We start from the raw sequence: 12,587 nt of genomic DNA, 5'->3' as shown, positions 1-12,587 counted from the left end.
ATTACCCTTTATTTGTTATACTTATGGAGAAGATAAAAGAAAAGGGGACATTGCCTTTGATGAAATTTATAGTTTTAGCTATTCTCACTTTGTTTTTGATTCCATGGACTAGAAGCGGTAATAAAATTCGCGCGGTGGATAAAGGAGGAAATGAGAAAGTTGTAAAGGGTAAGAAATCATCTATTTTAGTTATTCCTGTTTTATTTTGGATAGGTATTGCAATCTATGAATATTTCTGGCTAATTGATGATCGAGCAGATTCTATTCTTACTCATTATTCTGTTGCAGTAGCGATTTTAATTGGTCTTGTTTTATTCTCACAAGAGCAGGTAGGGAAATTAGAAGGTACGCTAAAAGGACTTCTAATGTTCGTTTTACTCGCAAGTTACGGCTATTTTGGTTATTTGCACGATATAGTAATCTCGCAAAAGAAATATGATTCGGTCGTGAAGGTAGAGAAAGATATTTCAGAGCCATTTACTGAAAATGACCAACCGTTTACAGTTCCGCCTAAAACAGCGGAGAATAAAATGAAAAAGGTATTTGGTGATATTCCGAAAGTGGCTTATTTTGAGCTAGGGGAATTAACGCCACAAATGGTAAATGGTGAAGCCTTGTATGTAGCACCGATAGAAGTTTCGGGATTTTTTAAAGCACGTAAAGCGGAAACAATTCCAGGTTACGTAACAATGTCAGGTACAAATCCTGATGCGGAAGCGAAATTACATCTTGGATATAAAATGAAGTATGTACCAAGCATGTTTTTCGGTAATAAATTAGAACGTGTCGTTCGAAAAGCAGAGCCAGATTTAGTTTTTAAAGGGAAACCAAAATTTGAAGTTGATGATAAAGGAAAACCGTATTATACAATGACATACGGTGAGTTTATTTCAGGAAGATCAGGGTTTGAAGTAGAAGGCGTTGTCGTTGTTGATGCACAAACAGGTGATGTGAAACGATATGATAAAGGGAATGCACCTAAATTCGTTGATGGTGTATTAAATCATGAAACAGCATCTACGTTAAATACGTACTTCGGAAAATATATTCACGGATTTTGGAATACGAAATTCTCACAAACTGACATGAAGATGCCGACTGAGTGGGGGACGAAGGAAGGCGTTACGCCAATCTTCGGGAAGGATGGTAAATTGTATTACTTTACAGACTTTACCTCTCCGAAAGAAGGAGTAGATTCTGCTCTCGGTTACTCATTAGTTGATGCACGTACAGGAAAGTTGTATTACTATAACGGAAAAGAAGTGAAGGGAATTATGGACGGTTCGGCTGCTACAGAAGTAGTGGATAATTCCTTTAAGAGAGAGAAATGGCATGGAACAATGCCGGTTATTTATAACGTATATGGTAAACCTTCTTGGATTGTACCGGTTATTGATGACGGCGGATTAGTACGTGCTCATACTGTCATATATGCTTCTAATGCAAAAGTGTTTGCAACAGGTTCAACGCAAAAAGAAGCACTTGAGAATTATAAAAATGCGCTGAGCGGAAGTGGTGATTCATTTAGACCGACTTCAAATGGGAAAGAAGCGCAAAAAGAAGGTACTGTACAACGTGTGTATAAAGAAAAATCAGGTGAAAATACGATTGTGTACGTACTATTAGAAAACGAGCAAAAAGTATTCATGGTACCGGCGAAGAAATTCCCATATGCAATGTTTACAGAAGTAGGAGATCCAATTCAAATCACATATTTAGACACAGGAGAAATGATGGCATCTGTATCTAAATTTACAAATAGTAATTTGAAAAAGTAAAGCGATAGAGATTCTATCGCTTTTTTTACATTATTAAACAGGAAAATACGGTATACTTGACGTATATTCATGTTGTAACTATAATTGTTACGATTAAGTGTTTATATGAAAGGGTGAATGGAAAAAGTGAATGGAGTTAATCACGAAATATATAAACCTGTAAAGACAAACAGGTTATGGATGATTCTTGTATTAGGGACACTTACGGCAATTGGGCCATTATCTATTGATATGTATTTGCCTTCTTTACCAAAGTTAACGGATGATTTACAAACGGGTGCATCCCTCGCGCAGCTTACATTAACTGCTTGTCTGCTTGGGCTTTCAGTAGGGCAGTTATTTATTGGTTCAATTAGTGACATTTACGGAAGACGCAAACCTCTTATTATCGCTCTTATTATTTATGTTGCTTCTTCTTTACTTTGTGCTGTTGCACCATCTATTTGGAGTTTAGTGCTTTTACGTTTCTTACAAGGTGCTTCAGGATCTGCTGGTATCGTTATATCACGTGCAATGGTACGTGATATGTATTCAGGTTCTGAAATGACGAAGTTTTTCTCATTACTTATGTTAGTAAACGGGGCAGCACCTATTTTGGCACCGATTATTGGAGGGCAATTATTACAGTTTACATCATGGCGCGGCGTTTTTATCGTTCTTGGAGTAATTAGTGTATTCATGCTAATATCAGCTACTTTCGTATTACGTGAAACATTACCTCCTGAAGAAAGAGAGACAGGTGGATTATCAGGAACGCTGGCAACATACGGAAAGCTTTTGAAAGATCGTTTATTTATGGGATATGCATTGTCGCAAGGATTAGTAACAGCTGCAATGTTTGCTTATATTTCTGGTTCACCGTTCGTGTTGCAAAATATATACGGGGCATCACCACAACAGTTTAGTTTGTTCTTTGCGATTAACGGTATTGGTATTATTATTGCTAGCCAAGTTACTGGCCGCTTAGCAGGGAAAGTTAATGAGAAAACTTTATTTGTTGCTGGTATTATTATTGCGGCTGTTGGCGGTCTATCATTACTACTTACAATCGCACTTGGAATAGGGCTAATCGGTGTTTTATGCTCGCTATTTCTTGTTGTATCAAGTGTTGGGGTTGTATCAACAACCGGCTTCTCGTTAGCGATGAGAAATCAAAAACAAGCAGCAGGAACAGCATCAGCTTTACTAGGTTTATTACAGTTCATTTCAGGAGCACTTGTTGCACCATTAGTAGGTATTGGTGGAAGCGATACAGCACTTCCTATGGGTGTTGTTATAGCTCTTTGTGAAATTGGTGCTGTATTATGTTATCTATTTATGGCCAGAAGAAGTGAGAAGCAGTTTGAACTGCAACAAAATAAAAAGTTAGAAGCTTAATACAAAAGAGCTGATTCAAACATTTCTTTGAATCAGCTCTTTTTTTCATTTCTTTGAAATAACTCATACATATTATTCATGATTGCATCATATAAGAAAGCAAGTTTATCCCATACCCAGCGGTTACTGTCGACCTCTTTCTCCCCGCAATCAATAATATCAGTATGATCTGTAATTCTATATGCCCTCTCAACGATAATAGGAGCAATCTTCGGTATGCGTGGAATTTCTTTTAAGACATCTGCAAAATTTCCAATGTAGACATGACCGATAATCTCGATTGTTAAAGATTTATCGGATATATTTAGCACAGTATGAAATTGATTTATATGTTGTTTCTTTAAATATTGGGCCAGCTTAAATGGAGCATGCTTCTTCTTTAATACACGGCGAAGGCTCTCTGTATTTTCAATATGAAGTGACTTTTCGCGAATAAGGACGCGAATATCTTCGCCCATAAAGGGTATTGTATTGTACATTGATGATTCTCCTTACAAACTGAACTACGCTTACTTTATGCATATGTAAGTCTAGCATGGTTTGTTCTCTATGTGTGCTTACAGTTTTGTAAGGTGATGCAAAAGTTATTTGCATAAAGTGACGATACTGTGACAAAAATGTTGGTATGTATATTAAGATATCGTCTTAAGTGTAAAAAGTGGGGCGTTCTCGGTATAATAACAAGTGGAGATAAAAGAAACTATAATTAGTAGTAGCTGTAGATAAAAGGAGAATTCGAGATGAAGAAGGTTTTGGGTATTGCTGTAATGGGAAGTATGATCCTTCTAGCAGGATGTAATGGAAATAAAGATACGAAAGAACCGAAAGAAAAGGTAGAGCAATCCACTGAGCAAACAGAAGAAATGAAAGAATACAGCGCAGTACATGAAAAATATGATGCGAAAATAAATAAAGAAATTAATAAGGCGTTACAGTTATTTGAAGTGGCAAAAGAAAAGGGCGGTAAGGAAATAACGAATGCTACATATAAAGAAGATGTGCAAAAGGTAACAACGAGCATGTTAGAAGATATTGATAATATACGTAAAGAAATTCGTGTTCCAAAGTCGAAAGAGCAAGAACATGAGGTATATGTTGGTTTCTTGAATGAATCGGAACAAGCGATGAAAAAATTACAGAAGTTAGCTAAAGAAGAAGATTCATCATTAATTCGTGATATAGAAATTAATTTTGCAACAGCATCGACATACTATAAACGTTTTCAAACAGAAGCGAAAAAATAACCTTGCGCATGCGCAAGGTTATTTTTTCTTTTTACCATCTCCGTCTTCATCCTCGGATACTAATACCTTCTGTTCTTCGTGAAATTCTGAAATTGTTTGGCCAGTAATATTATCGAATGGAGTGTAAAAAGAAGTGATGCTTTTCTTTTTAATGAAGAGTTTATCCCGCATTAACGGGCAGTAAGACCCCCACCTCAAAGTTCAGTGAAAGCAAAGAAGTTAGGTAGGGGATCAACTGCCCGTAAAAGCCCGATTGGTGAGGGCTGATAATCAGTGGGGGATGAACAAAACCCCCACTGATTAAAGTTTCACTTTATAGAAGCCGATGATGACAAGTACAAGTATTACGATTGTTAATGGTAATCCTATAGTAGCAAGAAGTAAGGGATCCATCTTATAACGCCTTTAATACAATTTCTTTTTATTATAAGCGAAAGATTGTAATTTCAATAACTAATATAACAGAAAACTGATTTTTCTAAATATATCCAATTTGATTGACTTTTCATTTTTTCAGAATTATAATTCGAAATATACAATTTGAACCAAATAATAATATAGCAATTTACTTATCCAGAGAGGTAGAGGGACTGGCCCTATGACACCTCAGCAGCGGGTTCTGTAACAGGAACACCGTGCTAATTCCAGCAAGCAAGTCTTGAAAGATAAGTGATGGGCCTTCGTTTATTAAGCCTTGATCTTATTTTTTAAGATCAAGGCTTTTTGTGTTTTAAGAATTAGAGAAGGAGTAATGGCAACAAATATGCCAATAAAACAAAGTAAATTCATTTGTTTAGGGGGTTATTGAAGTGTATGTTATTAAAAAACTATCGGTTATGGTATTCACGCTATGGGTCATTACGACAGTAACATTTTTAATTATGCATATTATTCCAGGTGATCCATTTTCATCAGATGCGAAAATCTTTCCTGAAGAAGTAATACAAAACATGAGAGCGAAGTATCACCTTGATGAACCGTTATGGAATCAGTATGTTGCTTATTTGGATGGGGTAGTTCATTTTGATTTTGGCGAATCTGTTCAATCGACAGGTCAAGGTGTATCGGAAATTATAACAACTGGTTTTGGACCATCGGCAATTATTGGTTTACAAGCACTTGTTATTTCATTGTTAGTCGGAATTGCCGCAGGTACATTTGCCGCGCTATATCATGGGAAAGTGATTGATTATAGTGTGAGCTTGCTTGCGATTCTCGGTATTTCTATTCCTAGTTTTATTTTAGCACCACTATTTATACAAGTATTCGCCATACAATTTGAATTACTACCAGTGGCGTCTTGGGGAACATTTGAGCATACTGTATTACCCTCCTTCGCATTAGCGTTAGGACCAATCGCAGTTATTACAAGATTTGTTCGCTCTAATATGATTGAAGTGTTGCAGAGTGATTATATTAAGCTAGCGAGAGCGAAAGGTATACCAATTAAGAAAATCATTATAAGACATGCTCTTCGAAATGCGATTGTTCCGGTACTTACATTTGTTGGCCCATTAATGGCTGGACTTTTAACAGGGACTTTCGTTATTGAAAAAATCTTTTCAATTCCTGGTTTAGGAAAATATTTTGTAGACAGTATTTTCAACCGAGATTATCCGGTGATTATGGGAACAACCATTTTCTATAGTGCGCTATTAATTGTATGTATTTTTATTACAGATATCATTCATCGTATTGTTGATCCGCGCATTCGTTCTATTACTTAAGGAAGGTGATGTTTAAATGGGGGCTTATGAAATTAATGACCAGTTATTAACGAATGAAGAGAAAAAAGAATTAACGATAAATAAAGATCAGCAAACGATTAGCCGGAAAAAGGAAGTGTTTCGCAAGTTTATATCAAACCCTATAGCAGTTTTAGGGGCAGTGACGTTATTACTAATTATTGTTTTCTCGCTTATTGGCGAAAGTTTAACGCCATTTACTGCGAGTGAACAAGTAAAAGAAGCAACTAATTTACCGCCTAGTGGTGAGCATTGGTTCGGAACAGACGATTTAGGGAGAGATATTTGGGCGCGTACTTGGGCTGGTGGGAAAATTTCATTAACAGTTGGATTGGTAGCAGCAGCTCTTGATATAGGGCTTGGTGTACTTATCGGTGGCTTTAGTGGATATGTGAGAGGACGTAATCGTCTTGGAACGTTAATTGATGAGTGGATTATAAGAGGGATTGAAGTATTATACGGTATCCCATATTTACTGATTGTTATTTTACTATTAATCATTATGAAACCAGGACTTTTTACAATTATTATAGCTCTTGCGTTAACGGGATGGATTGGCATGGCACGTCTCATTCGGGCGCAAGTACTTTCATTGAAACAAAGAGAATTTGTTATTGCAGCAGAGCGATTAGGTACACCTCATATGAAAATTATATACGGACATTTAATTCCAAACTTAACAGGGATTATTATCGTAAATTTATCATTTACAATTCCAGCAGCTATTTTCTCAGAATCATTTTTAAGTTTTATCGGACTTGGAGTACAATCACCAGCAGCGAGCTGGGGCACGATGACAAACGATGCACTCGGGACATTACTAAGCGGAGAGTGGTGGCAACTTTTCTTCCCGGCAATCATGATTGCACTCATCATGTTCGCATTTAATGCGATTGGTGATGGTTTGCAAGATGCGATTGATCCGAAAATCGTAAAACGTAATCGAAAGGAGAAAAAACATGGCACGAATCTTATCTTTAGAAGACGTAACGTTGGCCGTTGAAAAAGAGAATAGTAAGCAAGCAATTGTGAAGCATGTTTCCTTTTCTATTAACGAAGGTGAAATAGTTGCACTTGTCGGAGAAAGTGGTTCAGGGAAAAGTGTTACAGCACAATCAATTATCGGCTTAAATCAAGAATCGATTCATATTGATGATGGAAATATATCTTTCCAATCAAAGGAATTAACGGATTTACAAGAATCAGAATGGAATCAAATTCGCGGGAAAGATATTTCCTTTATCTTTCAAGACCCGCTTTCATCTTTAAATCCGACGATGAAGGTTGGAAGACAAATTACAGAAGTAATTGTGCAGCATGAAAAGAAATCGAAAAAAGAGGCAAAAGAAATTGCAATTAACTTACTAAATGATTTAGGGATACATGAAGCAGAGAAACGCTTTGAACAATACCCGTATCAGTTGAGCGGAGGTATGAGGCAGCGTATTTGTTTAGCAATTGCATTTGCTTGTCACCCGAAGCTCGTTATTGCAGATGAACCTACAACAGCATTAGATGTAACGATTCAAAAGCAAATTATGGAGTTGTTAAAAGAAAGAAAGGAAAAACGAAATACGAGTATTTTATTAATTACACATGATTTGGCACTTGTACGTGAAGTAGCTGACCGAGTAGTAGTTATGTACGGGGGACGTGTTGTTGAAAAAGGAACGATTCAAGAAGTAATTGGCTCACCTAAGCACCCTTACACAAAAAGTTTATTGCAAGCAATTCCGAATATGGATGATTCAGAAAAGGTACTTAGAGCAATTGAGGGAACAACACCTTCAATTGAAACGTTAAATAGTTTTGGATGCCCGTTTGTGAATCGTTGTCCTGTAGCGATAAAAGAATGTATTCATCGCTTCCCAGAGAGAACAACATATTCTGAGGAGCATAGTTCACATTGCTGGCAGCATATTCTGGAGCATAATAAAGCGAAATCAAAAGAGAGGGTGAATGCCTCATGACGACAGATTTAATTACTGTAAAGCAAGTAACGAAAACGTATGGAAGTAAAAATAAAGAAATCGCAGCGTTAAAAGGTATATCACTTTCTATCCCAAAAGGAACAACGCTTGGCATTATTGGAGAAAGTGGTTCTGGAAAGACAACACTTGGTAAGCTCATAGCTGGGATCGAGCGTCCAACGTCTGGTGAAATTGATTATAACGGTCAAGTTGTTCACAAGCTGAAGTCAGCTCATAAGCGGGATTTCTTACAGAAAGTACAGTTCATTTTTCAAGATTCCACAGCTGCATTAAATCCGCGCTGGAAAGTACGCGATATTGTAACAGAAGGCTATATTTCATTCGGTTTAGGCGATAAAGGATTGAAAGATAAGGTCGCAGGTGATGCACTAGAGCGTGTTGGATTAGATAGACGATATATTGATCGCTATCCACACGAATTTAGCGGAGGACAACGTCAACGTATTGCCATTGCAAGAGCGCTATTATGTGAGCCAGAAGTATTAATCCTTGATGAACCAATTTCAGCATTAGATGTTTCACTGCAAATCCAAATTGTACATTTACTGCAAAAGATTCAAAAGGAACAAGGCTATACATATTTATTTATCGCACATGATTTACCGATGGTTCACTATTTATGTGAAAAAGTGGCTGTCTTATACAAAGGAGAACTTGTTGAATTTGGATATACGGACGAAGTATTCCGTAATCCACAACATTCTTATACAAAAACATTATTAGCATCAACACCAAAAATTTCAGGTTAAAGGAGAATGTAGGATGAAGAAGTTTTTATTATTTGTCATTATGACTGTTTTAGCAATAACTTCTGTTGCTTGTGGTAAGAAAGAGACGCAAAAGGCGAGTGCTGGTAAGGGAGAAGGGGATCGATTAGTAACGAATATTAGCAGTGATCCGTATACGCTTGATTCTGCCATTGCGACAGATAGCACGTCAGGTTATGTAATTGGACATTTATTCTCAAGCTTATATACGCAAGATAGTGATGGGAAATATCAAAATGAATTGGCAGAGAAAGAAGAAGTAAATGCAGATGGAACTGAATATACAATCCATTTAAAGAAAGATATTAAATGGTCAGATGGTTCTCCTATTACAGCAAATGATTTTGAATTTGCATGGAAGCGATTATTAAACCCGAAAACGGGTTCTATGAATGGGACAGAAATGTACTTTATTAAAGGAGCAGAGGCATATAATACTGGAAAAGGTGAAGAAGGACAAGTTGGTATTCAAGTCGTTGATCCTCAAACATTAAAGGTAACACTTGAGCACCCAGTTGCTTCTATTAAACAAAAATTAGCAAGTTCATTATTTATTCCATTATCTAAAAAATCAATTGATGATAATAATAAATTAAAAACAGATCCAAAAGAGTTAATTACGAACGGACCATTCACGTTAAAGGAATGGAAGCATAACCAAGCTATTACAGTACAAAAAAATAAAGAATACTATGATAAAAAGGTAACATTAAAAGAAATTGAGTTTCGTATTATTCCAGATTCTAAAACAGCGTACCAATTGTACAAGTCAAAAGAATTAGATTTGCTAAGTAGCTTACCACAAGAGATGATTGAAAAAGAAAAAGGAAACAAAGAATATAAGCGTGTTGCAGGATTCTCATCTTATATTTATTCGTTTAACGTAGAAAAAGAGCCGTTTACAAATGCAAAGGTACGTAAAGCATTTTCATTAGCGGTTGATCGTAAGTTTATCGTTGAAAAACTGTATAAAAATAATGCACAAGAAGCATATGCTTTTGTTCCAGAAGGAGCAAAAACACAAGGTGGTCGTGATTTCCGTAAAGAAAAAGGTGATTACGTAAAATTCGATTCAGCAGAAGCGAAAAAATTATTAGAAGAGGGCATGAAAGAGCAAGGTTGGTCTACATTACCTGAAGTAACATTAAAATTCACTACAGATACACAACATAAAAAAGTAGCAGAAGCAATGCAAGAAATGTTTAAGAAAAATCTTGGTGTAGATATTAAATTAGAAAATAAAGAGTGGAAGAGTTACATCGACACATATAAGCAAAGTGATTTCCAATTAGCTTATATGGGATGGGGCGGCTCTCTATTGGATCCGATTACTAAACTAGATTTATATGCAGGTGATGGTCCAAACAACTATGCAAAATGGCATAATAAAGAATTTGATGCTTTAGTAAAAGAAGCAGAAGTTGAACAAAACGAAGATAAGCGTTTTGACTTATTGCATAAAGCAGAAGATATTATGTTTGATGATACACCATTAATCCCAATTATTTTCCCAAGCTCTTCGTATTTACAAAAATCATCAGTATCTGGCGTTCAATTCATTATTGGTTCTAGTCCAGAACTAAGATACGTAAAAATTAAAAAATAAAGAAGTAGGCAATCGCCTACTTCTTTATTTTATTTCTCTTTTATATTCTTTTTTCGTTCCATCAGAGAATATAACTTCTAAAGCGAATTTTTGGTAATCTTTATCAAGTTTGAACACGTTTACTACTTGATCAATTACTTCTTGGTCAGGAGTATCTTTATCAAATTTTAATTCTTGTAGAAGTGGGCTTAATTTTGTAATAGCCTCGTCGCCTGTTAATTTTACATCTGCTTTATGGTCTTCAACTTTTGCTTCCATTTTTTTATCGGCTGCTACATTTTTATAATCAGCTTCGTAGTCTTTCTTCGTATCTTGATAGTCTGCTTTTAAATCAAATTCATTAAAGTTTAGTTTTAAATCTGCAGGAGTCTCATTTTTTGCTTCTTCAGTCGTTTTCTTATTAGAAGTTGTATCTTCTTTTGCAGGAGCTTTACATCCTGTTAATGCAGGTACTAGCATAAGAGCTAATAAAATTGATAGTAAAATTCTCATTATAAATTCCTCCTTATGTAACTTCTTTCTATACAAGTTTTTCCTAATTTTATGTAATTATGTATGTGTTGAAAATAAATTATTTTCTCATAGCTTTAAGGGTAAACGCGCAATTTAAATCAAAAATGATTTGTATGTATATGGTAAATTAAAGTTATAAGGAGGTACTGAAATGCATGAAGAATATAAAGAGATGATAAAAAAAGCAATCGAATATATAGAGAATCATTTACATGAAGAGCTTACAACAGAAAGAGTGGCATTTCACGGTGCAGTATCGATGTACCATTTTCATCGTATTTTTCAAAGTTATATTGGGATGAGTGTAACGGATTATGTTCGTAAGAGAAGATTAACTCATGCTGCACAGGCTTTAGTATCGACTGAAAGAGCAGTCATTGATATTGCAGTGCAATATGGCTTTTCCTCACAAGAGGCATTTACTAGAGCTTTTAAAAGAATGTTTCAATTACCACCAAAAAAATATCGAAAGTATTTCCAGTCATTTTATATAGAAAGAGAGGGCGTTTCAATGGAAAAAGGTATACCAAAAGGATGGGTATTCAGCGGAAGTCATCCGGCTGAATATGAAATGGGTTTAGATTACGAAGTTGTTCATCAAGGAAAAGTATCTGCATACATAAAAGCAAAAGAGAACGTTACGCATGGAGGCTTTTCAACATTAATGCAAATGTTCCGAGCGGATAAATATGTAGGTAAGAGATTACGTTTAACAGCATTCATTAAGAGTGAGAATGTAAAAGATTGGGCAGGATTGTGGATGCGAGTAGACGGAAAAGATACAGAGCCTATTGCTATGGATAACATGCAAAATCGTCCAATTAAAAATACGAATAACTGGCAATCATACTCCGTTGTACTAGATATAAAAGAAGAAGCACTTGGTATTGCATTTGGTGTTTTATTATCAGGAGAAGGCTGTGTGTGGCTAGATAGTATTCGTTTTGATGAAGTTGATGAAAAAATTCCATCAACAGATCTAGCAGAAAACTTTTATGAAACACTCCTAGAAGAGCCGGTGAATCTGCAATTTGAAGAAATAAAAAATTAAAAAGTAAGGAGAAAAGATATGCTCAAATATGTAAAACTAATAAGTATTAGTTTAGTAGTATCGTCTTGTATTATGGGAATCAACTATTTAATTAGCTATCTTTGGTCAGGGCATATACCTTCTTTGACGTGGAGAACATATTTGATGTTTGTGTTTATATTTATGATGAGTTTTGGTTCAATACAAAAAGAGAGCTATGAAGAGAGTTGATAATCGTCCTTTTATTCTTCTTAGTATTAATACATATGTATTTATCACTGCATTGGAAAAACAGGTTTGCCGTTTGGGATTATTTCCCGCAACATATGCAGCAAATGGTTATTATACAATAATATTCGGCGGAGTTAGTTTGGAGAAAAACATTATTTCATTATTACTTATTATACTAGTTACACAATTGGTAGCGGGAATCACTATAGGTATAAAAGGAATAGTAAAGAGGAGAAGTTCTGTAGTTAAAGAAGCATAAAGTAAAAAAGGTATCCTTCGTGGGATACCTTTTTTACTAGCGTTTA

Annotated in this window: 14 protein-coding genes, 1 pseudogene and 1 riboswitch; of the genes and pseudogenes, 11 read left to right on the top strand and 4 right to left on the bottom strand. The window is 35.5% G+C overall.

Annotation, left to right across the window (positions count from 1 at the left end; genetic code table 11):
• Positions 1-59 precede the first annotated feature (59 nt).
• A complete protein-coding gene (locus tag JFU18_RS14600) occupies positions 60-1,778 on the top strand; it encodes a DUF3981 domain-containing protein (protein ID WP_085308619.1) in 1,719 nt (572 codons plus the stop codon).
• 117 nt (positions 1,779-1,895) lie between these two features.
• On the top strand, positions 1,896-3,155 hold the full coding sequence (locus JFU18_RS14595) for a multidrug effflux MFS transporter (RefSeq protein ID WP_085308621.1): 1,260 nt from the start codon (positions 1,896-1,898) through the stop codon (positions 3,153-3,155).
• A gap of 32 nt (positions 3,156-3,187) precedes the next feature.
• Here the strand turns inward: JFU18_RS14595 and JFU18_RS14590 are convergent, their stop codons facing one another.
• Entirely contained in the window at positions 3,188-3,634 is a 447-nt protein-coding gene (locus JFU18_RS14590; RefSeq protein ID WP_002167144.1) for a hypothetical protein, read from the bottom strand.
• Between the two features lie 261 nt (positions 3,635-3,895).
• Between JFU18_RS14590 and JFU18_RS14585 the strand changes: the two genes are divergently transcribed.
• The gene (locus JFU18_RS14585) at positions 3,896-4,399 is read left to right on the top strand and encodes a hypothetical protein (protein WP_002139912.1); all 504 of its coding nucleotides are present in this window, start codon (positions 3,896-3,898) and stop codon (positions 4,397-4,399) included.
• A gap of 18 nt (positions 4,400-4,417) precedes the next feature.
• Here the strand turns inward: JFU18_RS14585 and JFU18_RS14580 are convergent, their stop codons facing one another.
• Both JFU18_RS14580 and JFU18_RS30665 read right to left on the bottom strand, forming a co-directional pair.
• Complete coding sequence (locus tag JFU18_RS14580) at positions 4,418-4,570, bottom strand: DUF3951 domain-containing protein (protein WP_002029357.1); 153 nt, start codon at positions 4,568-4,570, stop codon at positions 4,418-4,420.
• 144 nt (positions 4,571-4,714) lie between these two features.
• Positions 4,715-4,792: pseudogene (locus JFU18_RS30665) on the bottom strand (DUF3951 domain-containing protein); the annotation flags it as partial.
• 173 nt (positions 4,793-4,965) lie between these two features.
• Positions 4,966-5,071, top strand: a riboswitch (SAM riboswitch).
• 137 nt (positions 5,072-5,208) lie between these two features.
• Between JFU18_RS30665 and JFU18_RS14575 the strand changes: the two are divergent.
• Genes JFU18_RS14575 through JFU18_RS14555 form a run of 5 tightly spaced genes read left to right on the top strand, consistent with a single transcriptional unit; the run spans position 5,209 to position 10,508 of the window.
• Positions 5,209-6,126: an ABC transporter permease gene (locus tag JFU18_RS14575; protein WP_002140132.1), complete on the top strand. Its 918-nt coding sequence runs from the start codon at positions 5,209-5,211 to the stop codon at positions 6,124-6,126.
• A gap of 16 nt (positions 6,127-6,142) precedes the next feature.
• Positions 6,143-7,147 (top strand): ABC transporter permease, encoded by a 1,005-nt coding sequence (locus tag JFU18_RS14570; protein ID WP_201033565.1) that lies wholly within the window; start codon positions 6,143-6,145, stop codon positions 7,145-7,147.
• Positions 7,104-8,114 carry an ABC transporter ATP-binding protein gene (locus tag JFU18_RS14565; protein ID WP_201033566.1) on the top strand — a complete coding sequence of 337 codons (1,011 nt, stop codon included), beginning with the start codon at positions 7,104-7,106 and terminating at the stop codon, positions 8,112-8,114. Before JFU18_RS14570 ends, JFU18_RS14565 begins: the two co-directional genes overlap by 44 nt.
• Positions 8,111-8,884, top strand: a complete 774-nt coding sequence (locus JFU18_RS14560; protein ID WP_002091442.1) for an ABC transporter ATP-binding protein — start codon at positions 8,111-8,113, stop codon at positions 8,882-8,884. Before JFU18_RS14565 ends, JFU18_RS14560 begins: the two co-directional genes overlap by 4 nt.
• Before the next feature lie 13 nt (positions 8,885-8,897).
• A complete protein-coding gene (locus JFU18_RS14555) occupies positions 8,898-10,508 on the top strand; it encodes a peptide ABC transporter substrate-binding protein (protein WP_201032333.1) in 1,611 nt (536 codons plus the stop codon).
• A gap of 24 nt (positions 10,509-10,532) precedes the next feature.
• Here the strand turns inward: JFU18_RS14555 and JFU18_RS14550 are convergent, their stop codons facing one another.
• Complete coding sequence (locus tag JFU18_RS14550; RefSeq protein WP_201033567.1) at positions 10,533-11,000, bottom strand: YusW family protein; 468 nt, start codon at positions 10,998-11,000, stop codon at positions 10,533-10,535.
• Between the two features lie 172 nt (positions 11,001-11,172).
• Between JFU18_RS14550 and JFU18_RS14545 the strand changes: the two genes are divergently transcribed.
• The 3 genes from JFU18_RS14545 to JFU18_RS14535 are packed head-to-tail and all read left to right on the top strand — an operon-like array spanning position 11,173 to position 12,541.
• Positions 11,173-12,072, top strand: a complete 900-nt coding sequence (locus tag JFU18_RS14545) for a helix-turn-helix transcriptional regulator (protein WP_201033568.1) — start codon at positions 11,173-11,175, stop codon at positions 12,070-12,072.
• 18 nt (positions 12,073-12,090) lie between these two features.
• The gene (locus JFU18_RS14540) at positions 12,091-12,282 is read left to right on the top strand and encodes a hypothetical protein (protein ID WP_201032336.1); all 192 of its coding nucleotides are present in this window, start codon (positions 12,091-12,093) and stop codon (positions 12,280-12,282) included.
• Positions 12,269-12,541, top strand: a complete 273-nt coding sequence (locus tag JFU18_RS14535; protein WP_201033569.1) for a hypothetical protein — start codon at positions 12,269-12,271, stop codon at positions 12,539-12,541. Before JFU18_RS14540 ends, JFU18_RS14535 begins: the two co-directional genes overlap by 14 nt.
• Positions 12,542-12,587 lie beyond the last annotated feature (46 nt).

Origin of the sequence: Bacillus sp. TH22 (genome assembly GCF_016651015.1) — a bacterium.
Classification (GTDB): Bacteria; Bacillota; Bacilli; order Bacillales; family Bacillaceae_G; genus Bacillus_A; species Bacillus_A mycoides.
The sequence above is the reverse complement of the archived record's forward strand: the minus strand, read 5'-3'. Positions and strand labels throughout refer to the sequence as shown.

Coding starts and splice junctions, on each gene's coding strand:
- JFU18_RS14600 (WP_085308619.1), top strand. CDS start 60: ATGAAATTTATAGTTTTAGCTATTCTCACTTTGTTTTTGATTCCATGG.
- JFU18_RS14595 (WP_085308621.1), top strand. CDS start 1,896: ATGGAAAAAGTGAATGGAGTTAATCACGAAATATATAAACCTGTAAAG.
- JFU18_RS14590 (WP_002167144.1), bottom strand. CDS start 3,634: ATGTACAATACAATACCCTTTATGGGCGAAGATATTCGCGTCCTTATT.
- JFU18_RS14585 (WP_002139912.1), top strand. CDS start 3,896: ATGAAGAAGGTTTTGGGTATTGCTGTAATGGGAAGTATGATCCTTCTA.
- JFU18_RS14580 (WP_002029357.1), bottom strand. CDS start 4,570: ATGCGGGATAAACTCTTCATTAAAAAGAAAAGCATCACTTCTTTTTAC.
- JFU18_RS14570 (WP_201033565.1), top strand. CDS start 6,143: ATGGGGGCTTATGAAATTAATGACCAGTTATTAACGAATGAAGAGAAA.
- JFU18_RS14565 (WP_201033566.1), top strand. CDS start 7,104: ATGGCACGAATCTTATCTTTAGAAGACGTAACGTTGGCCGTTGAAAAA.
- JFU18_RS14560 (WP_002091442.1), top strand. CDS start 8,111: ATGACGACAGATTTAATTACTGTAAAGCAAGTAACGAAAACGTATGGA.
- JFU18_RS14555 (WP_201032333.1), top strand. CDS start 8,898: ATGAAGAAGTTTTTATTATTTGTCATTATGACTGTTTTAGCAATAACT.
- JFU18_RS14550 (WP_201033567.1), bottom strand. CDS start 11,000: ATGAGAATTTTACTATCAATTTTATTAGCTCTTATGCTAGTACCTGCA.
- JFU18_RS14545 (WP_201033568.1), top strand. CDS start 11,173: ATGCATGAAGAATATAAAGAGATGATAAAAAAAGCAATCGAATATATA.
- JFU18_RS14540 (WP_201032336.1), top strand. CDS start 12,091: ATGCTCAAATATGTAAAACTAATAAGTATTAGTTTAGTAGTATCGTCT.
- JFU18_RS14535 (WP_201033569.1), top strand. CDS start 12,269: ATGAAGAGAGTTGATAATCGTCCTTTTATTCTTCTTAGTATTAATACA.